This is a genomic window from Lunatimonas salinarum (genome assembly GCF_017811155.1).
Taxonomy (GTDB): domain Bacteria; phylum Bacteroidota; class Bacteroidia; order Cytophagales; family Cyclobacteriaceae; genus Lunatimonas; species Lunatimonas salinarum.
The window spans coordinates 65,696-87,325 of record NZ_JACVCV010000018.1; the positions used below are offsets into that span (position 1 = coordinate 65,696).

The 21,630-nt window shown below is 46.1% G+C and carries 17 protein-coding genes; 11 read left to right on the top strand and 6 right to left on the bottom strand.

Translation table 11 applies throughout. From position 1 onward, the window contains the following. The first annotated feature begins 9 nt into the window (after positions 1-9). Complete coding sequence (gene hemW / locus IAQ59_RS18350; protein WP_245189698.1) at positions 10-1,158, top strand: radical SAM family heme chaperone HemW; 1,149 nt, start codon at positions 10-12, stop codon at positions 1,156-1,158. 70 nt (positions 1,159-1,228) lie between these two features. Further along, positions 1,229-1,543, top strand: a complete 315-nt coding sequence (locus tag IAQ59_RS18355) for a DciA family protein (protein WP_209332301.1) — start codon at positions 1,229-1,231, stop codon at positions 1,541-1,543. 7 nt (positions 1,544-1,550) lie between these two features. On the opposite strand, the gene IAQ59_RS18360 is transcribed toward IAQ59_RS18355, so the two are convergent. After that, complete coding sequence (locus IAQ59_RS18360) at positions 1,551-2,264, bottom strand: DUF4197 domain-containing protein (protein WP_209332302.1); 714 nt, start codon at positions 2,262-2,264, stop codon at positions 1,551-1,553. 178 nt (positions 2,265-2,442) lie between these two features. On the opposite strand from IAQ59_RS18360, the gene IAQ59_RS18365 reads away from it, so the two are divergent. The 6 genes from IAQ59_RS18365 (at position 2,443) to IAQ59_RS18390 (ending at position 9,808) form a co-directional block, all read left to right on the top strand. After that, positions 2,443-4,503, top strand: coding sequence for a GAF domain-containing SpoIIE family protein phosphatase (locus IAQ59_RS18365; protein WP_209332303.1), 2,061 nt, complete (start codon positions 2,443-2,445; stop codon positions 4,501-4,503). Positions 4,504-4,541: 38 nt separating this feature from the next. Beyond that, positions 4,542-4,886, top strand: a complete 345-nt coding sequence (locus IAQ59_RS18370; protein ID WP_209332304.1) for an STAS domain-containing protein — start codon at positions 4,542-4,544, stop codon at positions 4,884-4,886. Further along, positions 4,876-5,292 carry an ATP-binding protein gene (locus IAQ59_RS18375; RefSeq protein ID WP_209332305.1) on the top strand — a complete coding sequence of 139 codons (417 nt, stop codon included), beginning with the start codon at positions 4,876-4,878 and terminating at the stop codon, positions 5,290-5,292. Before IAQ59_RS18370 ends, IAQ59_RS18375 begins: the two co-directional genes overlap by 11 nt. A gap of 221 nt (positions 5,293-5,513) precedes the next feature. Then, a complete protein-coding gene (locus IAQ59_RS18380) occupies positions 5,514-7,535 on the top strand; it encodes a peptidylprolyl isomerase (protein WP_209332306.1) in 2,022 nt (673 codons plus the stop codon). Continuing rightward, positions 7,522-8,394, top strand: coding sequence for a peptidyl-prolyl cis-trans isomerase (locus IAQ59_RS18385; RefSeq protein ID WP_245189699.1), 873 nt, complete (start codon positions 7,522-7,524; stop codon positions 8,392-8,394). The genes IAQ59_RS18380 and IAQ59_RS18385 overlap by 14 nt, the downstream gene beginning before the upstream one ends. Continuing rightward, entirely contained in the window at positions 8,387-9,808 is a 1,422-nt protein-coding gene (locus IAQ59_RS18390) for a peptidylprolyl isomerase (RefSeq protein WP_209332307.1), read from the top strand. Before IAQ59_RS18385 ends, IAQ59_RS18390 begins: the two co-directional genes overlap by 8 nt. Positions 9,809-9,916: 108 nt before the next feature. On the opposite strand, the gene IAQ59_RS18395 is transcribed toward IAQ59_RS18390, so the two are convergent. The 3 genes from IAQ59_RS18395 to IAQ59_RS18405 all read right to left on the bottom strand — a co-directional run bounded on the left by IAQ59_RS18395 (position 9,917) and on the right by IAQ59_RS18405 (position 12,935). Continuing rightward, positions 9,917-11,629, bottom strand: a complete 1,713-nt coding sequence (locus tag IAQ59_RS18395; RefSeq protein WP_209332308.1) for a PQQ-dependent sugar dehydrogenase — start codon at positions 11,627-11,629, stop codon at positions 9,917-9,919. A gap of 137 nt (positions 11,630-11,766) precedes the next feature. Beyond that, entirely contained in the window at positions 11,767-12,042 is a 276-nt protein-coding gene (locus IAQ59_RS18400) for a hypothetical protein (RefSeq protein ID WP_209332309.1), read from the bottom strand. Then, positions 12,003-12,935 carry a DNA cytosine methyltransferase gene (locus IAQ59_RS18405; protein WP_209332310.1) on the bottom strand — a complete coding sequence of 311 codons (933 nt, stop codon included), beginning with the start codon at positions 12,933-12,935 and terminating at the stop codon, positions 12,003-12,005. Before IAQ59_RS18405 ends, IAQ59_RS18400 begins: the two co-directional genes overlap by 40 nt. 84 nt (positions 12,936-13,019) lie before the next feature. Between IAQ59_RS18405 and IAQ59_RS18410 the strand changes: the two genes are divergently transcribed. From IAQ59_RS18410 to IAQ59_RS18420, 3 genes are all read left to right on the top strand, one after another. After that, positions 13,020-14,081 (top strand): HindVP family restriction endonuclease, encoded by a 1,062-nt coding sequence (locus tag IAQ59_RS18410; RefSeq protein ID WP_209332311.1) that lies wholly within the window; start codon positions 13,020-13,022, stop codon positions 14,079-14,081. 213 nt (positions 14,082-14,294) lie between these two features. After that, positions 14,295-16,733: a TonB-dependent receptor gene (locus tag IAQ59_RS18415; protein ID WP_209332312.1), complete on the top strand. Its 2,439-nt coding sequence runs from the start codon at positions 14,295-14,297 to the stop codon at positions 16,731-16,733. A 132-nt stretch (positions 16,734-16,865) separates the two neighbouring features. After that, complete coding sequence (locus IAQ59_RS18420) at positions 16,866-18,290, top strand: DASH family cryptochrome (RefSeq protein ID WP_209332313.1); 1,425 nt, start codon at positions 16,866-16,868, stop codon at positions 18,288-18,290. 4 nt (positions 18,291-18,294) lie between these two features. On the opposite strand, the gene IAQ59_RS18425 is transcribed toward IAQ59_RS18420, so the two are convergent. Next, complete coding sequence (locus IAQ59_RS18425; RefSeq protein WP_209332314.1) at positions 18,295-18,882, bottom strand: DNA-3-methyladenine glycosylase I; 588 nt, start codon at positions 18,880-18,882, stop codon at positions 18,295-18,297. A 138-nt stretch (positions 18,883-19,020) separates the two neighbouring features. Beyond that, a complete protein-coding gene (locus IAQ59_RS18430; RefSeq protein WP_209332315.1) occupies positions 19,021-21,552 on the bottom strand; it encodes a M14 family metallopeptidase in 2,532 nt (843 codons plus the stop codon). Between the last annotated feature and the right edge of the window lie 78 nt (positions 21,553-21,630).

Here is a 21,630-nt window from a genome sequence, read left to right on the forward strand (position 1 = left end):
TTTCTACACATGCAGTCAGGATCTCATTTGCGTATGTCCGGTATCTACATTCATATTCCCTTTTGCAAGCAAGCCTGTCACTATTGCGACTTCCACTTCAGCACCCACACCGGCTACCAAGAGCAGATGCTGGAAGCTATGAGGCACGAACTGGTACAGCGTAGCGCATACTTGCCCGCCGGATCCAACGTTCAAACGGTGTATTTCGGTGGGGGTACCCCCTCGCTATTGTCGCCGACATCGATTGAAACCTTATTGGACACCATCTACCGGCATTTTCCAATGGACCTGAAGGAGCTTACCCTGGAAGCCAATCCCGACGACCTAAGTAAAGAAAAATTGCAGGCTTACCGAAGCATGGGAATAGACCGATTAAGCATTGGTATCCAGAGTTTTCAGGAGCCAATCCTTCGATTTTATAACCGGGCCCACACCGCTGAGGAATCTTACCGTGTACTAGATACTGCCCGGGATGGGGGATTTCAAAAGCTGTCCATTGACCTAATGTATGGATTTCCTGCTCCTGACCATACTCATTGGCGATTGGATCTGGAGACCGCCCTAAAAATGGATCCGGGTCATATCAGCAGCTACTGCCTGACCGTTGAACCAAAAACCGCTTTGGGGCGCTGGTCAAAGGCAGGGAAATTCCTTCCAGCAGAAGAGGAGTTTGTGGCGGAACAGTTTGAAATGCTTCAGAATGCCATGGAGACCGCGGGATACATCCAGTACGAAATCTCAAACTTTGGCCGAGAAGGGATGTTTGCTGTTCACAACACAAACTACTGGAAAGGAATCCCCTATTTGGGTATTGGGCCCAGCGCCCATTCCTTTGACGGAATCAACCGTGGACACAACATCGCCAATAACGGACAGTACCTTAAAGCAATGGCTTCCGGGGAGCAAGTTTTTGAACTGGATGTGCTGAGTTTACAGGATAGGGCCAACGAATACATACTCACCGCACTCCGGACGATTTGGGGAGTAGACTTGCATCATTTTGAAAAAACCTACGGTTTGAACCTTCCAAAGGAGCGATTGAAAGAAATACGTTGGATGAAAGAACATGGTTGGCTAGCCGCATCTGATAAATTTCTTAGGCTGACAAAGAACGGAAAGCTACTGGCAGACAGCATTGCCGAAAAACTATTCATCTAAGCAATGTGGCTTTTTCCTGCATTAAATCAGGGGGCATGCGATAGAATTCGCAAAAAGTGTACCTTTGGGTATGGCATGGCAACCAAAAGACAGTACCAGAAAGAATAACACAGCCCCGCTCAAGGAGGTTTTTCAAGAACTCTTAGAGGCCTATCGGATCAAAGATCGGTTTAACGAGCGGCGGGTGGTGGCCGAGTGGGCACAGCTAATGGGCAAAACAGTAGCTACTCGGACCTCAAAAGTATCTGTCAAGAATCGGATACTCTATGTGCAGCTCAGCTCCGGTGCCATAAAAAAGGAACTGATGATGAACAAGTCAAAAGTAATGACACTGATCTCCGAAAAGTATGGCGATCAGGTCATTATGGATATTGTTTTTTTGTAAAGGTGGACTAATCAACCGCACTGAACACCCTCCTCATGATGGCGGTGGTTCTTTCGGCCGGATTCGCCCTAATCTTCTGTTCTTCTTCTGCTATGAGTTTGAAAAGCCCGTCTATGGCCATTTCGGTTACATAAGCATTCAGGTCAGGGTTAATTTTGCGGGTGGTGGGGATCGCATTGTAGGCATTTACCAGATCAGTGTAATGCCGGGTAGCTCCTACTTGATTTAGTGACTCCTGTACCTTTGGTTGAAAGAGTTCGGTAAGCTGTGCGGAGGTAGTTCGCCTCAGAAACTGGGTAGCAGCGTCCTGTTCACCGCGTAGTATGGCAAAGGCATCCTGAATGGTAAGTTGGCGGATGGCATTGATAAAGATCGGCTTGGCCTCTTTCGCAGCGCTTTCAGCACCTCGGTTAATGGTAAGTAGAACCCGATCTACCTCCGCACCCAAACCAAACTGCCTCAAGGTAGCCTCAAGTTTTGTCAGTTCTTCCGGCAATGCAATCCGGATAAGTTCGTTTCCGAAAAAACCGTTTTCAAGAGAAGCCTTGTCTGCACCCTCCGAAATGCCCTTCACCAATGCATCGCGGAGCCCATCCCCTACATCCTCATTGGTAAGGGTGGCTTGGGAAGCACCCTGTATGAAACGGTTTACGTCTGCGCTGGTACAGCTCCAGGCAGTGAAAGCACCAACTAAAAAGAGATAAACGAGAAGATTCTTCATATAGCAATAATTATTTATTTGATTGGTCGATTGGAGTCCCTACCGCTATCTCCGCAGACTATGGCTGCCGCAGAGGCGCGATAGGTTTCAGGTATTGTCATTTAAAGAAAAGGTAGCTTTTAACAACCTCCTTTATGGATTTTACATCCTTATATGTATTATTGTAAGCGTTTTGTTTATGATCAAATTTCCCCAGGCACATATCAGCAAGATTACCGTGCTCCTTGCCATCCTGACATGGCTTGGGCTGCTTTTTGTTGATCTAACCCGAATTTTTGGTGAAATTAACGAAATGAATGTCGGGATAGGTCCAGAATTTACATGGATTTTGGAAATTATTTTTTTTATCCTGTTGTACCTTTTCTTTAACCACTCCATTTCAAAGCATGAAAACGATAGTTTTCTTCACCTAATCTGGCGGGCTTCCTCCACGGGGCTGACTGCCACGGTAGTTTCCTTTCTAATCGCCTTGTTCTATTACCTCCTTCAGGACAGCCAGTTATACCGGGATCCGCTTCTTAGAAACTTCTTTTATCACGTCAACTTCGCCCTCACCAGTCTGTTTTTGGTATCTACCTCCTTGCTTTGGAAACACCTGATTCTATACCAAAAAACCAAAGCGGTGGTGCAGCAATGGCAGGCCTTCGAGGTCATCCTGCTCCTGAGTATGTTTTTTGTGCTCATCAATCAGAATACGTTCAATTACGGGTTTATTTTCGGACTGATTTTCTTACTCATATACAGCATCATTCTATCGGCAAATCTCAAGTGGATTCCCTATCTAACCTTTAAAGAAAAGTGGAAATCGCTGTTATTTTTAGCAATCATCATCTTCAGCGCCGCCTACCTCTTGTATCAGTTGATCGAGTATGTGCTGCAAAACGAGTTTTCTGTCAACCTGACCGAGAACCTCTTCATCCTCGGTTTATTTGCGTTTGTACTGATCTATTCGATATTCAGCTTTTTGGTCACGCTATTTAACCTTCCCACATCTTCGGTGTTTGAGCAAAAGCTGGTGGAAGCGATCAACTTTCAGAAGCTGAGCCAGTCCATTGAACCAGGAGAAAACGAAGAGCGGGTACTGGATATTTTGATGGACAGTTGCATGAGTGCTGCCTATGTCGATGCTGCTTGGCTGGAAATAAAGCTTTCCGAAGAAGAAGAAACCACCGTAGTTCAGCAGCGATTTATGTCCAAATCAGAACAACAGAGCCTGCGTGAGCTTATTGCCTCCAGCAAACCCTTCGGGGAGTTTTTGATGGAAAATTCCGGGGACCGAATGGAATACATTCACGGAAGAGTCAACCACGAAATCTACCGGTCGGTGTTGATATTTCACCTGAAGATCAATAAAAAAGTGCTGGGCAGCATCTTCCTTTTCAAGGAAGTTAAAGACGGATTTAACAAGGAGATGATCAATATCATCTCTACCTTTGTAGGCCAAGCCTCTATCTCGGTAGAAAACTACCGGCTACTGAACCAAGCGATCAAAAACGAACGCTACAAAGAGGAACTGGAGATTGCTCAGCGCGTGCAGCGGAGCCTATTGCCCTCGGTACTCCACCACAATGACCGCTTTGAAATCGAAGGTTTTTCCGCCGCTGCCGATGAAGTGGGCGGCGATTACTACGAAACGTTCCAGTTTGATGAACACCGATTTGCCCTGATCATTGGCGATGTGTCCGGGAAGGGTACCTCGGCGGCTTTCAACATGTCCCAGATGAAGGGCGTATTTCATAGCCTGGTGCAGCTACAGCTTCGTCCGGTTGAATTTCTCGATAAAGCCAACAGTGCGTTGGGCAGATGCTTGGAAAAAAACCATTTTATTACGACTTCCTATTACCTACTTGACACACAACGGAACGAACTGACCTTCGCCCGGGCGGGCCATTGCCCTACCTTATATTTTGACAGCGAAAAGGGAAAAAGTCGGTTTTTGGATATCAAAGGCATGGGTCTAGGTATTGTACGAAATCCCCACTATGTCACCTTTCTGGAAGAAGGGAGGCTACATTACCGGCCGGGAGATGTGATGGTCATGTATACAGATGGCATCATTGAGGCAAAGAATCATCTTAACGTGGAATTTGGCTACGATCGACTGGCAGATGTGGTAAACCAATGCCATAGATGCTCTCCCGTGGAAATCAAAACCACAATCATTCAGGAGGTGTATGGTTTCATAGGCAAAGACACCTTACCAGACGACGACTACTCCTTGATGGTGGTAAAGTTTTAAAGAAAAAACATAAAGCAAGTATAAGCGTATAAACCATTATGTTAGAAATAAGCATCATCGAAGAAAATCAGCACCGCATCATCTCCCTACAAGGAGAAGTAGATGCCAGCAACTCGGTGGAACTGGATCAGGCGATACACCGTCTCCTCAGCGAGGGATGTAAGCAGATTTTGGTGGATGGCTCCGCGCTGGAATACATTTCTTCCGCAGGATTGGGCGTGTTTATGTCTTATCTGGAAGATTTTCAGGAGAAAGGAGTCACCTTTATCATATACGGGATGAATGAAAAAGTATATAACGTATTTCATATACTCGGTTTAGACCAACTGATTACCATGGTGAATAACCATCAAGAAGCATTGGATATCCTTTATGGAGCATGAATTGAATTTGCCCTGTGAAAAACGCAGGCTAGGAGATCTTAGGGTTTTTTTGACCAGGATACTTTCTTCGGTAGGTCTGTCGGAGGTTATCCAAAACCAATTGATTTTGGCGGTGGAAGAGGTATGCGCCAACCTCATCATCCACTCCCATGGATGCAATCCCCAAGATCAGATCCTACTTAAAGTAGCTACTTACAACGGAAAAATAATTTTTGAAATAGTTGATTCAGGGCAGGCATTTAACATCCTCGAGTACCAGGCACCTGAACTGTCTGAAGTGATCAAGGAAAAGCGCAAAGGAGGCTTGGGTATTTTATTGGTCCGAAAGATCATGGATAAAATTGAATTTGAGACCAAAAACAGCCAAAACATTTGTCGCCTGGTTAAGAAACTCAATTCCAAATAATTGTTAAATCCACCCACTTATAAGCTAAATAGCCGTCAACTCTCTGTTAAAATTTGTAACATTGCAGGATTAATTTCCAAATGTGCTCAATCGTGCCTACCTACCCAGGCACGACGCAAGCGACACACGTAGGGACAATTAAAATTCGTGCGACTTGCCTGTCGGAAGGCATCCCGTCACATTGGGACAGGTAATGACGGCTAAAAAACAACGATAGAAAGATGAAATTCGGTTTCGGCATTTGTTTTGTCCTGCTTGTATTGAATTCATGTGCAAGTAAGGTAGCTGTAGAAGAGGAGAACGAACCCTTGCTAGCTGAGCGCAAATACCTCTTTACAATAGACGGAGAGCCCACTTATGCCGAAGAGTTTCTGTATATCTTGCAAAAAAACAGGCCGCCCGGTGAAGAAACTGCCGCGTTGAGCGAAGAGGAATTTGAAACCAACCTGGAGCTCTATATCAATTTTAAGCTAAAGGTGGCAGAGGCCATCCGCTTGGGCTATGACGAGAAAGAGGAATTCAAGGCCGAATTTGCAGCATTCAGGGAAGATCTACGAAAACCTTACATGCTCGAAAGTGACGTACAGGAAGGGGAACTGCAAAAAGCCTACGAACGGCTGCAAGAAGTGGTAAAAGCCAGCCACATTCTTTTGTCATTTCCGACAAACGCCGCCTTGGAAGATTCCATCGCAGTGCTGCGCATGGCTGAAAAAATACAAACAGAGGCGAAGGCTGGAGCCGATTTTGGGGCGCTTGCTTTAGAACACTCCCAAGACCCGTCAGCGCAGGTAAATCGGGGAAATTTGGGTTACTTCACAGCAATGCAAATGGTGTACCCTTTCGAGGCCGCTGCTTATTCGCTGCAGGTGGGAGAAGTTTCCCCACCGGTCCTCACCGATTTTGGGTACCATATCATCCGGCTGGAGGATCGCAAACCGAACCCCGGGGAGATTAGGGTTTCCCATTTATTGGTCAGGACCAATCCATCGGATCCTGAGAGTGAGGATCGCGCAGTAAGGAAGATTGCCGATATTTATGCACAGCTTAGGCTGGAAAGCAGCACTTGGGAAAACACTGTTTTGAGTTTTTCTGAAGACCAAGGAACACGAAACAACGGTGGAATGCTTCCTTGGTTTGGGGTAGGAAGTATTGTTCCCGAATTTGAGGAAGCCGCCTTCAACCTCAGTGAGATTGGTGAAATATCTCCACCCGTAAAGACAACCTATGGCTACCATATCATCCGATTGGAAGACCGTAAGCCCATTGCTCCATATGAAGAGTTAGAGCCTACCTTAAAATCACGGATACTTCGGGATAGCCGCTCCACTTTGATCAAATCTCAGGTGTTGGCCATGCAAAAAGCCAAGTACCAAGTGTCAGAGAATGAGCCGCTACTCCAAATGCTGGAACGCGAACTCTCCAATTGGGATGGCGTGTCTCTACAGCCCTTGGAACAGGTGCTGAGCTCCGGAGATCGTTGGGCAGAAGACTTGGTAGTTATTTCCGGAGAACCCACCTCTTTGCGTAGTTTTTATGCATTCATAGAGCAGAGCTTGAATTCGGTGGAGTCGCAAAAAGCCAATGGGGTGGCTGACTGGTATGAGCGGTTTTTATCCGACAAACTTAATACAGTGGAAGAACAGGAACTTATTGAAACCAATGCCGATTACCGGCTGCTGTTACAGGAGTTCCGTGAAGGTATCCTACTATTTAGCCTCATGAATGATTTGGTATGGCAAAAGGGAATCTTGGATTCGCTGGGTCAGTATCAATACTACGAAGCCAATATAGACCGTTATCAATGGAAAGAACGTGTGCCGGCACTGATTGTTTCCATGACACAGGACAATACATCAGAGGAAACCGAAATCCAGGAGTTCCTGCGTGACAAACGATACGAACCAGGATGGAAGGAGCGGCTGGAAGATCGTTGGCTCGATGATTTTCCGTTGCTGTTTACCGTAGAGGACAAGGTGGTGGAGGTGCCCAATCACCCAATAGTGAAGGATTTGAATCTTTCCACCGCCTTCCACGACGTAAAACGGGGAAGCCGCCACTACTTTGTGCTGACCGGCGAGGCCATACCTCCACGAGCCAAAAAGTTTGAAGAAACCAAGGGGTTAGTTATTCAGGATTACCAAAACTATCTGGACCAAAAATTGATAGAAGAATTAAGAGACAGATTCGCTCTTCACGTAGATGAGGCGGAAAAAAAACGGGTTTACGAAATTGCAGTTCATTAAAACATACCTGATCATAGGCAGCACTTTGCTGCTCGGTGCCTGCGACCTCTTCAAGATGAAAGGGGAGGTAGAAGACGAGGACGACCCGATCATTGCTGCCGTGGGAAAAACCTACCTGCATGCTTCGGAGATAGACTTTATCCGAGGGGATACCAAAAATGAATTGGACAGTGCCGAGTTGGTAAGCAGGTATGTTCAGACTTGGATCAAAAAACAGCTAATGATCAAAGAGGCGTCAAAAAACCTAACGATCAACGAGGCCGAACTAAACCGGAAGCTCTTGGACTACCGCTACGCCCTAATTACCTATGAATTTGAAAAATCCCACGTAGAGAAAAATCTCAACAAAGATGTGCCCTTGGAGGAAATATTAACGTATTACAATCAGCATAAGGAGAACTTTGCGCTCAAGGAAATCATCGTCCGCACCAACTTTGTCAAAATGGAAAAAGGACTGCCCCAAAAGAGGCAGGTAGAGCGGTTGATCAATAGTAACCGGGAAAACGACCGCAAAGAAATCAAGGACATTGCCCAGCGCTATGCCACCAATTACTTTCTCGAAGACTCCACTTGGATCAAATTTGACGATATCATTCTAAACACGCCGCTGGCCCAGAATGCCAATAACGTCCAACTATTAAGGTCTAACCGGACCATCTCAGCGGAGGACGACTCCTACGCTTACTTCTTTCACATTTTGGAATACAGACTACAGGACCAGGTTCCTCCGTTGGAGTTTGTGAAGGATGAGATATCCAAAATCATTGTCAACAAACGAAGAGTGGCTTTAGCGGAACAGCTTCACAAAGATGTTTACAACAAAGCGCTAGAAAATAATGAATTTACGATTTATGAATAATTACTTAAAATCGGGCTATTTTGCCGTGGTGCTGCTGTTATCAGCTTGGTCTGTACAAGGGCAGGATACCTTGGCTGTTGCAGAAACCACCCCAGCTGCCCCCAAGCCAACTCCAACAGGCCAAGTATTGGATAAAATCATCGCCAAGGTGGACAATTATATATTGTTGGAATCAGACCTACAAAAGGCCTATCTGGAAGCCGTTTCACAAGCCCAGCAGGGATTTAAGACCCCGTCCAAGTGCGAGGTTTTTGAGTCGCTGGTAATCAATAAACTCATGGCCGCAAAAGCCGAGATTGACTCTGTTTTGGTTTCGGATGCGGAAGTGCTCATTCAAACCGATCAGCGCTTTAGCATGATCATGCAGCAGTTTGGTGGAGACGAGGAAACCCTGATCGAGGCCTACGGCAAAACCTCTGACCAGCTAAAAGCGGAACTTCAGGATGCGATCAAAGAGCAAATGATCGTCGGCAAAATGCAAAAGAAGATTGCAGAAGATGTCACCGTGTCTCCCGCTGATGTCCGCAAGTTTTTCGAGGCAATCCCTAAAGACTCCCTGCCTTTCTTTTCCGCCGAGGTTACCGTCGGCCAAATTGTAAAAAAACCAGAAGCCAACAAAGCGGAAAAAGACAAGGTATATAACTTTCTGGCAGGCCTGAAAAAGCAAATTCTCGACGGCGAAGCAGACTTTGCTACCTTGGCCTCCCAATACTCTGAAGACCCGGGATCCAAGATTCAGGGAGGAGATCTGGGATTCTTTCGTAGGGGAGAATTGGCGCCCGAATACGAAGCCATGGCTTTTGCCCTGCGTCCCGGAGAGATAGGTGATCCTGTAGAAACTATGTTTGGATTCCACTTGATTCAACTACTCGAGCGAAGAGGGACTACGTTCAATACCCGGCATATATTGATTACGCCAAAGCCTACCGAGGAGGATATCGTAAAAGCAGAGCAGTACCTGGATAGCCTTCGGCAAGTAATCGTCAACGAAGAAATCACCTTTGCCAAAGCAGCGAAGGAGTATTCCGACGATCGGCAGACTTCTGACAACGGTGGCTTTTTTACCGATCCGGTGAATGGTTCCAACCGGCTTACTTTACGCACCTTGGAAGACCCCGTATTGTATTTTACCCTGGACAGTATGGAAGTGGGGACCATTACCACACCCATGCGTTTCGACGAGGTGGATCCGAGAAACGGGAGATCAGAACCCGCCGTACGTATTTTGTTTTACAAAGAACGGTTTCCTGCCCATCGTGCAAACATCAATGATGACTACGAAAAACTGAAAGCCGCTACGCGCCGAAAAAAGGAAGAAGATATTCTCAGCAAATGGTTTATACTCGCTAAAGAAGAAGTTTTCATCGACATCGACCCACAATACGACGAGTGTCAAGCGTTAAAAGATCGCTAGCATTTCCATACCTAGAAAATCCCCGTCAAATAAAAAAGCCGGGGGAAGATCTACCCACGGGATCTTCCCCCGGCTTTTCTCATTTACCGATTTAAGCTTTTAGTACAATCAATTTGTACCAACGACCCTGTACACTTTGCCATCAGGCTTGGTAAGGATGTAGAGTTCTCCCGACGCATCCCTTCCTAGACGGAGGTCCACGCGGTTAGTTCCGCAGAGTTCCGCAAGGGTTTTCACGTCACCGTTCCAACGTACCCGCCATTCATATATCGGCACAGATTTTCCAAATGCCAACTTATCGGTTTCCAAATAGAATAACCTTCCCCTTACGATGTCTCCAAAAAAGTATTTGCCGTTAAGTTTTGGCTTTTTGTTTCCCCAATATTCAAAACCACCTGAAATGGCATTTCCCTCGTCGTGATCATACATAGCCACCGGGTAAGTGAACCCCCAGTCTGCATCGTTTTGGGGCAACTCAAACACCTGGTTGATATCTATCTCGTGGTCGATTACCCAAATACCCTCCCGTATAGGCCAGCCATAATCCTCTCCCGGATGTACCATATAAATGGACTCTACTTTTCCCTGACCGATATTGGTTGCGAGTTTCTGCCCCGCCCTAGTCCAAGTGAGCCGATGAGGATTGCGAAAGCCATGGGTGTAGATTTCGGGTAGCTTCTTGGTATCTCCTACAAACGGATTCGACGGAGGGATACCGTAGTTTCCGTTTCGACTGTTTGTACCCGTTGGATCAATGCGAAAAATACTTCCCCAAGCCTGCGTAGGCCCGTGGGAAATGAAAGGGTATCCTGCGCCAAGACTTCCACCATCTCCGATACAGATGTACAGCAAACCGTAATCTTCGTCGCCGGGCTTGGCGAGTGGATTGAAGGTAAGTTCCTGCATCCCGTGGATACCGGTTACCATGTCTATGCGAAACAGCTCACGCCTCTCCCCTCGAAAAGGCTTGCTTTCGGGATTGTAGGCTCGCCATTCCTGCACCACCCATTGAAGCGTTGACTTAATTGAATCTCCGTAGGCAAAATCCGCCGTGGCTGTACCCGGCTGCTCGGTATGAGACGTGTACAGTAAACCGTTTTTGGCAAACTCAGGGTGAAAAGCATAGCTCCCAAATCCGGTTCCAAGTCCTGGCTTATCGATGAAATGCGGCATTTCGGCCTTTACATCCAAGTAAACCTCTGAGGTTCCATTCGTCAAATGATGCAGTTTGCCCCGCTGGTCGCTGATATATAATTCCCCACTAGCACTTTCATAATCCAACTTTACGATCCGAGTGCGGGGCATCTCTTCACTAGATAGCGGTAGCTGGGCCACCAACTCTAGGTCTACTACCAAGTCAGACAGCGGTATCGGCTCTGGTATGGGGTTGGTAACGGAGTCTGCTCTCGTCTGCTTAGCTTGCGCTGAGGCCTCAAATTGGTGCATGTAAGCGATCAGGGCATCAATACTCCCTTCCCCCAAATAAGAAAATCCCGGCATATAAGACTGGTACCTGGCAAAAAGCGCTTGGCCCCTCTCGTCACCAGAATCAATCACCTGGGTGGGATTGGCAATGAACGCCCTTAACCAATGTACAGATACTTCTCTGGTCAACCCTCCCAATCGTGGACCAATACCGTCTTGGTCAAATGCATGACAAGTGGCGCAGTTTTGCTCAAACAGCCTTTCTCCTTCGGCAAGCGTAAGTTGATCTATTCGAATCAAATCCTCTACTTTCTCCTCACGAGGAGAACAGGAAAAAGCTACTACGAATAAATAGAGTAGGATGTTCGTTCGGAAATTGGCTACTGTGGGATTCATGTGATGTTTGGACGTTAAAAGAATGGCTAAAATAGCGGGATTTTTTTGAATCAAAAAACTCCCCTATTCCTTTAGTTCGTTCATCAAAGTTTAGAGTGAATTATCTGTTACTTGAGCATCTTGACGATTACCTAATTCTAATCATGCAATTTTTCTCCTAAATACTCTTTATACAATCTAACTGCTCTTTTTAAATGAGACTTTGTACTTGATGATAACTTCTGATATCTTTCTGACTTGGAAAAGCCATAGGTGACTTCAGGCTCATGAAGCGTCATATCATCAATATCAATTATCTCGTCAGCTCTTAGAAGATGGGATCTAACATCTCTTGAGCTTCTTTCCTTCAGGTTTTTTTTTGATTGAAGCCATTTTACAAATTCCTGATCAATTGATTTTCTTTTCTTGTACATACATATGCCAAATGGTGTTTAAAAACTGCTTTAGCTACATACTCAGCGAGCTTTATCGGAACAGCATTTCCGATGAGTTGCTCATTGGTTGTCTTTGAGTTAGATGGGAATATGAAGTCTTTTGGAAAGGTTTGAATTAAAGACCTCTCAAATGTTGAAAGTTCTCTTATCCCGTCAATTTTTACAGGATCATTAGGATGTCCAGTATAACCTGCCGGAACAGGTCTATTTACTCCACGTATCGTTGGAGAAGGCTCATCAATAGAAAATATCGCTCTTCGACTATAATTTCTAGGATGTCTATAATAAAACTCAACATCAAAAACTCCATTAAAAAAGGCTCGGATAGTCATAGGACTATTTGATAAATTTTTCTTTAAATCATACAAAAGGAACCCATCAAGTGAATTTTGCAAGCCAATTGAAAAAAACCTCTTCCGTTTCTGAGGAGCACCGCATAGGCTAGCGTCAAGAACAACTTCTGTGATACCGTAACCGGAATCCTTTAATATTTTTCGAGCACCTTTATAGGCCAAGCTGTTTCGTGATCTATCTACATTTTCCATCACGTACCATTTGGGCCGAACACTTGCAACTATCTCTGCAAATGATCTGGTTAAGTCAGCTCGATTTCCCTCAAGTCTTTTTCCAGCATGAGAGAAGTCCTGGCATGGTGGTCCACCGAAAATTATATCAGGATTTGCACCAGATATATCTTTCAAGTACAACTTATAATTACTTAGATCAGCCTTTTCAATGGGATGTTCAAAGTTCTTCTTGTAACACTTAATGGCCTCATCCCAATACTCATAAGCTTTAATAACCCTAATATTTGCCATTTCAAAGCCGAGAGTCATTCCTCCACAACCCGAAAAAAGATCTATCCCTATCATTTCTTTGTCTTTATTAGTTTATTAACTTACAGTGCAATTTACGTTAGATTTTAATGACGTCAAAATATTGACGTCAAAATATTTATGACTAAAACTCAACCAGGACTTTACGGAATTCAAAACTCCAATCGCTCAGGAAATAATCTTTGGGGAAAAAATCAGTTTAACAGTACATTTCCAGCCTCTCTTGCATGCTATATGAGAGATAAAGCAATCAAGGCTGTCTATTTGTCGCTAGATTCTAATTTGAAAGTTCAAGCGTCGGAAATTGAAATAGATGAAGTCTTCAACACTAAAATTGAAAATTCAAAACTCTCCTTTAATTTTGAAACCAAGTATGATGCCTATCAAAAATTTGCTTTTGATGATATAAAAGGTATTGATCTAGTTGTTTGTGATCAAAATTCGCAACTAAGAGCATTAGAAGTTAAGCTAACGGTAATTCCTGACAATAGCACAAGTAATCAAGATGAAAAAGATTGGGGTTCAGAAATTGTAATAAGACCTGCAACTACTTCTTATTCAGCATTAGGAATTGCGCATTCATGCGAGAGTGACTTTTCTCGAATTCGTAGTATCTTTGAGCCAGTTTGTTCTAAAATTCAACACTGGGATAGCATAATTGAGATAGACTCTAAAAGAACTAATATTTTGAGTTCGCTAAACACTTTTCAAATAGAATTTAAAGAGAAGCAGAAACCATTTCTCATACAACCAATATGGAAGACAAAAGGTAAATCTCCGATCCTTGACGAAAACGCATTTGACCTATTTGTTTGGTCTGATTTTGCTATATGCAGACCTTTTATTGATAAGTCAAACGAAGGTACTGGCTATGTAAATCGATTCATGCGAAGTTCCGCTAGGCTTACTAGAATCCTATATGAACTATCAACAACCCACAAAACCAACATTCAAAGGATTTATACTGAAATGGCTTTTGGCTTGCAAAGCGATAAAGAATTTGCATTAAGCGGCAAGGTCACTAAAAACTATATGAACCATGAGCGGAGGACAAGCCCAATATTAAAACCGCAAATCCTTAAAGAAATAATTTTAAACGGAGGAGAAAAAATGCTAAGTCCTGAGCGCAGATTCGATCAAACAATATATTATACGGCAGAGGGCCTTTTTGGAGCAATTTAATAGGCAGGGAGCAAATAAGACTACAACAAAACCTTATCTACTATTCTACGAAAGATCCTCTTTTTGAATCAATACTTTCCGTACAATACTCAACTTACATTCCTGATGTAATGAACATATAAGTCCATAAAAGCAATTGTTCGTTCCTGTAAAAACTGCACTTATTGATTCTTTCATTCCGTATATTTGCAGATTACCCAAAATACGGATTGGATGAAACACGCTTACCGCTTTTATATCATTATTTCCCTGCTGTTGGTTGGGTCATTGGGTTCAGATAAACTGTCAGCCCAGCAACGCAGCAATGTAAAAATTACGGGTCGCATACTGGATGACCAAAGTCAACAGGGATTGGGGTTTGCCACCGTCAGTGTATACACAGCGGATGGTGAACAGGACAGATTGGTCAACGGAGGCATTACCCAAGAGGATGGCCGTTTTAGCCTTGATATTCCCACAGGAAGCTATTACTTGCTCCTGGAGTTTATGGGCTACGACTCCCGTAGGATCGACGAAGTGCAGGTAACTTCCGAACGAGCGACGATCAATTTGGGGGACTTTCCCATGCAGCCCAGCACCGCGGCCCTGGACGAAGTGGTAGTTACCGGGGAAAAAACGCTGATGGAATTGAGCTTGGATAAGCGGATCTTTAATGTAGGCAAAGACCTGGCAAATGCGGGAGGATCGGCTACCGATATTCTGATGAATCTCCCATCCATCAACGTAGATCCCGAAGGAAACGTACGGCTTAGGGGCAGTGACAATGTACGTATTTTGATTGACGGAAAACCTTCTGGCTTGGTCAGCTTCAAGGGAAGCAGCGGTCTTCAACAGCTTCCTGCCAACCTAATTGAGTCTGTGGAAGTGATTACCAATCCCTCCGCCCGCTACGAAGCGGAGGGTATGGCAGGGGTTATCAACATTGTGTTGAAAAAAGAAAACTCACAAGGATTCAATGCATCCTTTGAAGGGATTTCCGGGAACCCTACCAACTTGGGCTTTGCGGCAAATCTGAACTACCGGCGCAAGAATATCAACTGGTTTGTCAATTATGGCCTTGCCTACCGCAGGGTGCCCAGAGAGGGTTTTCTTCGGCAGGATGTCACGGTTCAGGATTCCACATTTTATACAGAGCAGTTTACGACAGGCACCGTGAACGGCATCAACAACAACATTCAGGCAGGCCTAGATTACTACTTTAACGATAACAGTATTCTCACCGGATCCTATCTATTCAGAAGAAGTGACGCAAAACGTATCACGGACATCCGCTACGAGGACTATTTGTCCAATGGCGTGATGGAAGGTTACTATCAGCGGCGTCAGGATGAAGACGAAAAGGAACCGAACTCGGAATATAATATCAGCTACAAGAGATCATTTGAGCAGGCAGGTCATCAATTAACCACTGCGGTCACTTATCTAGACTATTGGGAAAACTCTGACCAAGTATACACCGAGTTTGGGTTTCAACCCAACGGCACACCTATCCCATCCAGAAATTTGGTTCAGACATCCATAAACGATGAATTTGAACGGCAATGGCTTTTCCAGTTAGACTATACCAAGCCGGTTTTTAAAGATGGAAATTTTGAAACCGGTATCAGAAGCAGTTTTCGGGACATGGAAAACGACTTTATCGTAAGTGAACAGCAAGAATCGGGTGATTTCGAGCCGCTCCCGGGGTTGGAGGATATCTTTCTGTACGACGAAAATATCCATGCTGCCTATGCAATCCTGGGTAATAAAAACCAAAAGCTTTCTTACCAAGGAGGGCTTCGTGCCGAATACACCGACGTACAAACCACCTTGGTACGCGCCAATTCGGTAAATCCCCGCCAATATGCCAACCTATTTCCGAGCGCGCACGTGACCTACAACATCAGCCCAGATGATGCCATGCAGGTAAGCTACAGCCGGCGGATACGGCGGCCTTTTTACAATGACCTTAGTCCCTTCATGACATTTTCAGATGCACGGAATTTCTTTAGTGGAAACCCTGACCTGGATCCCGAATTCACCGATGCCTACGAGCTCGGACACATCAAGTACATGGACAGAGGATCGATCTTTTCTACCGTTTATTTTAGAAATACCAAAGACAAGATAGAGCGTATCCGAACAGTGGATGAAGAGGGGAATGCCATGACATTGCCGGAAAACCTGCTTTCCGAGCGGTCATACGGGGCAGAATTTACCAGCGACTTCAATCCCACTGAGTGGTGGAAAATAGACCTAAACCTAAACCTTTTTTACGCCCAAATAGATGGGAGCAACATCATGGAAGAATACAAGCGCGATACCTACAGTTGGTTTGCCCGATTTACCTCACGCTTCAGCCTACCCAATACGTTGGACATCCAAGTTCGCACCAACTACGAAGGAAGGCAGCGCGTAGCGCAAGGAATCAGAAAGGCGCTTTACTATGCCGATATTTCTGCCAGCAAGGATATATTCAACGGCAGAGGAACCCTTATCCTGAATGTGATGGACATTGCAAACAGCAGGCGTACCCGCATGGTCTTTGAGGGGCCTGGATTTTTGACCGAAAGCGATGTCCTTCCACGAAGACGGCAAATCAACCTCTCGCTCAACTACCGAATTCGGCAAAGTAAGACCGCTAAAAAATCGGATATCCTGGGAGATGATTAATTCGCAGGATTTCTGCTGTCCTCTCTTCTATTCGGTCTAGCAATCAGCTGTTCCGTTACGGGTCAAAATAAGCAACATGGAAACAGGTTCGTTACCCAAACACTTGCCCTGTTCGTTTGTTTTTGCTCTAATATGAAGTATAAAAGAGCAATTTGTTGGTTTAGAAATGACCTGAGGCTGCACGACAATGAAATGTTGGCACAGGCGTTGCGCCATTCAGAAGAAGTCATTCCGGTGTTTTGTATAGACCCGCGGAGTTTTCAAAGGACACCGTTGAATTTGGAAAAAACCGGGCCCTTTCGGGCGAACTTTATCCGTGAATCCCTGATAGATCTTGAAAAGAGCCTCCAGTCTACGGGTGCAGACCTGATCCTGCTGAACGGCCATCCCGAAGAGGTATTGGTAACATTTGCCGAGCAAAATCAGGTAGCAGCCATTTTCTTCTCCGAAGAAGTCACCTACGAAGAAAAGCAGGTCGAAAAGGCCCTGTACTTAAACGGAAAAAAGAAAGGTATTGCCACCCAAAGCTACTGGCAAGCCACCCTTTTTCACCCCGAAGACCTTCCATTTCCCATCCCTCGCCTTCCAGAGATATTTACCACTTTCCGAAAGGCCTGTGAGAAGGAGTCCGTGATCAGGCAATTGTTTCCCACTCCTGTCACCATTCCGTTCCCGGCGGAACTAAAATCAACGGGAACTATCCCCTCGTTGGGAGAATTGGGTCTGGAATCCCCAAATCCATCCGAGAAGGCCGTGCTATCCTTTATGGGGGGTGAGACACAAGGACTGAAACGGGTGGAACATTATCTATGGGAAACGGACGCCATTGCCCGATACAAGCAAACTCGAAACGGATTGACTGGGGCTGACTATTCGAGCAAGTTTTCCCCTTGGCTAGCCGTAGGCTCCTTATCTCCCCGTTGGATTTATGCCGAAATCCGGAAATATGAAAAGGAGGTGGAAAAAAACGACTCTACTTACTGGCTGATTTTTGAATTGATTTGGCGGGATTATTTTCGCTTTATTTCCAAAAAACACGGAGACCGAATTTTTAAGCGCTCAGGCATACAGCCAGAAACAAGAGTCTGGAAGCAAGATAACCTACTGTTTAATGCATGGGCAACGGGTATGACGGGTATCCCCTTTATCGATGCCAATATGCGGGAACTGAATCAGACAGGCTTTATGTCCAACCGAGGTCGGCAGTTGGTCGCCAGCTTCCTGGCCAACGATATGGGCTTGGATTGGACCTGGGGTGCGGCCTACTTTGAAAGCAAACTCATCGATTACGATGTATGTAGCAACTGGGCTAACTGGATGTATGTAGCCGGAGTTGGCAACGACCCGCGATCGGACCGCTATTTTAACCTGACTACACAGGCCAAAAACTACGATCCAGATGGAGATTATGTGCGGCAGTGGCTGCCCGAATTGAGCGCCATCCCCGGATTCAGAATCCATCGGCCGGACCTGATGGCAAAAAGTGACCTTTCTGCACTAGGCATCAATTTGGGCACGGACTATCCCCACCTAGTCTTCAAACCCAAAATCTGGTAGAAACCTATCTGGCCAATACCTGCACCTCCCGATGACGAAAACAGTCTACCAAATGGTCATTGACCAATCCCGTGGCCTGCAAATGCGCATAGAGGGTGGTGCTGCCAAGAAATTTAAAGCCACGCTTTTTCATATCCTTGGCCAATTTATCGGAGACTTCTGTGGTGGCAGGAACTTCGGAGAGGGCTTTCCAATGATTTTGGATAGGTTTACCGTCTACAAATTTCCAAATATAGTCCGTAAAGGATCCCTCGTTTGCTTGCACTTCCAGGAGCCTTCGGGCATTGTTTATCGCCGCAGCTATCTTCAGGCGATTCCGGATGATTCCGGAATCCTGCAAAAGCAACTCGACCATGCTATCCGGGAAAGCTGCTACCTGTGCGTAGTCGAAGCCGGCAAAGGCATGTGCATACCCCTCCCGTTTCTTGAGTATAGTGGCCCAGTTGAGTCCGGATTGGGCACTTTCCAGAATCAGAAATTCGAAATGACGGTGATCATCGTATACCGGTACACCCCACTCCTCGTCGTGGTACCGTTGGTATGCCTCAAATCCTTTGCACCAGGGGCAGCGGAATTTATCTTTTTCTCGCATATAGCTTCTTGATGGATGAATAGGGATGAAAATCAAAATAAACTAACTGCCTACACGCTCAGGGCGGTTGAAGAAAGCCCATTCCGGTGGCATTTATCTCTGTAACAAATCGAGTCAATGTTCCGGAACCTATGCGTGCTAGTGGTTCCGCAAAAATATTGCATTCACCATCAGCAGTTTCCCTCCCTCCCAAAATCCTCGAAACAGCGGATTATCCACAAAATAAACAAGTTCTCCTTTGCCGTATTTTTCGTATCCAATGACCAGGGATTGGTGGAGCGACTCCTTGGCTTTACGGCCAATGAAACCTGCTCGGTGATTTGTCCCAGAGGGGATGAAACCAACATTCACTCCCCCTTTCTCAAGATAGGCATACCGGGTAGCCCGGTTTTTCAGCGTATAGTAGGCACTGCCTACCCCATAGCCGAGCGGGTGGGTACTGTCTATTTGCACTTGTAACACCGCACCGATTACTTCTTCCGAGATCCGAAGCCGGTCCCGCAGTTGGTAGGGCGAGGTAAGCTCCTCCTCTGATCCGATGTGGGTAGCTTCAAAAATGCGGCTTTCCTCCTCTTCGTCACGGTACTTTTTCAGGCCGGAACCTTCTTGGTCTGCAAAGGAAGCTAACGCTTCTTCCGTTGCGACCAGCCGACCGCCTTGCTGCACCCACTCTCTTAGCTTTTGTATGCCGGGGTTTGACAGGTTTCCATAGTCCCCCGAGGGCAATACAATCACTTCATAGGTAGTCAAGTCCATCGTGGGCAGCCGTGTCCAGTCGATCATGACAAAGGGATAGGCGAGTTCCTCTTCCAAAAAATGCCAAAGTTCGCCTACTTGCAGTGAATTTGATTTTTCACCCGCTATCACCGCCAGTTTGGGGGCTTTCAGGGCTTGCACCTGGGCCGAGCCAAAGTCCTTACCGCTATCGACGAATCCCGTGCGTGTTTTTCCCAAAGGTACTTCGAAGGTATTTGCTATATCAGTTACCGTTTTATGAAAATCAGCCACGCGCTCATTGCCACCTCGGGTGATAATCAGGGTGCCGACGGGGTAAGAGGTCTCCCCAATACGAAAACCATAGGCGGCGTTACGCACCCGTATGCCCGATTTCATCAAGGCACTCAAAAATTTTGCGTGCTTCATAGCATGCCAAGGAGCCAAATACGCCAATGTGCCCGAATCGGGCTGATTGAGCTGAAATTCACTGCCTATATACGCCTGCCCCGGATCCAGTCGGCTTTCCAACGCATAGGATTCCAAATTAAACGCATAAGGCAACGCCCAAGAGGTGATGTCATAGGTGAGGCTATCCGTCAGCACAGGCTCCGGTTCAAACAGCACTTGGGTGAGCACAGATTTGGGCTGGTAAGCGGTGATGATCAAATCCTCAGGGTCCATGGTAAACCGTTCGGTTGTCCCTTTTAGGTAATGAAATCCGGAAAGGGGCGCATGCCTGCCACTTTTCCCGTAGCGAATGCCGTTTTTATCCAAGAGATCCAGCAGCGGCTGTACCTTGTCCGGTGCGTTGGATGCTTTGATGACAAAGCTTTTGTAGCGTGATTTGGGCTGCGTGCTATTGAATCGGTAGTATTCGGCAAATTCATCCAGGACTTGTTGGGAATGGGTGGCGGTAGTTTCGATGGCCGATACGGCCGTGGTGTGGTGATGAAGAATCCGGTCAGTTAAGGTAACCGTGTCGCCGAGGGCATTTAGCATGCCCAATCCAGCCCTTCCGGAGCCACCCTGCTCGATAGTCATCCCAATAGCTCCAGTGTACATGGGATAGGTGTCGCCGTAGCTGGGATACAGTAGGTCAAAGTCTTCCTTGGTATAGTAAAACCAATTGTTTTCGTCAAAATACCGCGCCGTGTTCCTGCCAAACCACTCTTGAAAGGTTTGCTGAAACGGCGACAACTGCTCATGGATAGGCGCTGCTGCGGGCGCAAAATAATAGGGTGCGTCAATGCCCATTTCGTGAAAGTCTACATGGACATGGGGCAGCCATCGGTTATACAATTCCATGCGTTGCCGGGATTCCCGCTGGGTCTGCCAAACCCAGTCCCTGTTGAGATCAAAAAGGTAATGGTTTGGCCTGCCACTGGGCCAAGGCTCTAGGTGTTCCATGGATTGGGGGTCTGGCTGCAATTGGCCGTGCGCCTTTTGCGCATACCAGCCTACGTAGCGTTCATGCCCGTCGGGATTCAGGCAGGGATCAATCACTAACAGGGTGTTTTCCAACCAACCGCTAACTTCCTTTTGCTGCGGATCCACCGTGGCGTAGAGGGTCATCATGGCGGCTTCAGAAGATACCGCCTCATTACCATGCACGTTGTAACTCAACCAAGTGATGGGAAGACGGGTTTGCGGCGTACCTTCGAGCAATCCCGCCCTGCGCAGGTTATCCTCCTGAATTTGGTCCAGCCGATCAATATGGGATTTTGACGATACGTAGGCTACGAGCAGGGGTCTATGCTCTACCGTCTCCCCATAATACTCCAGGACTACCTCATCATTTTCTGCAGCGACATGCTCAAAATACGCCACTACGCGGTGGTGGGGTGTAAAGCGGCTTCCAAGCTCGTAACCCAAAAATGCGGCAGGGCTTTTGGTTTGTGCCATCGCCGAAAAAAAAGGCATTAAGCAAAGAAACAATACATAGATTATTCTCATAAAATGGCTATAAAAGATACGATTTGGATAAGCGGTACGCAGCCCGATGCAAGTTGGAAAATGGGCACATCGAAAAAC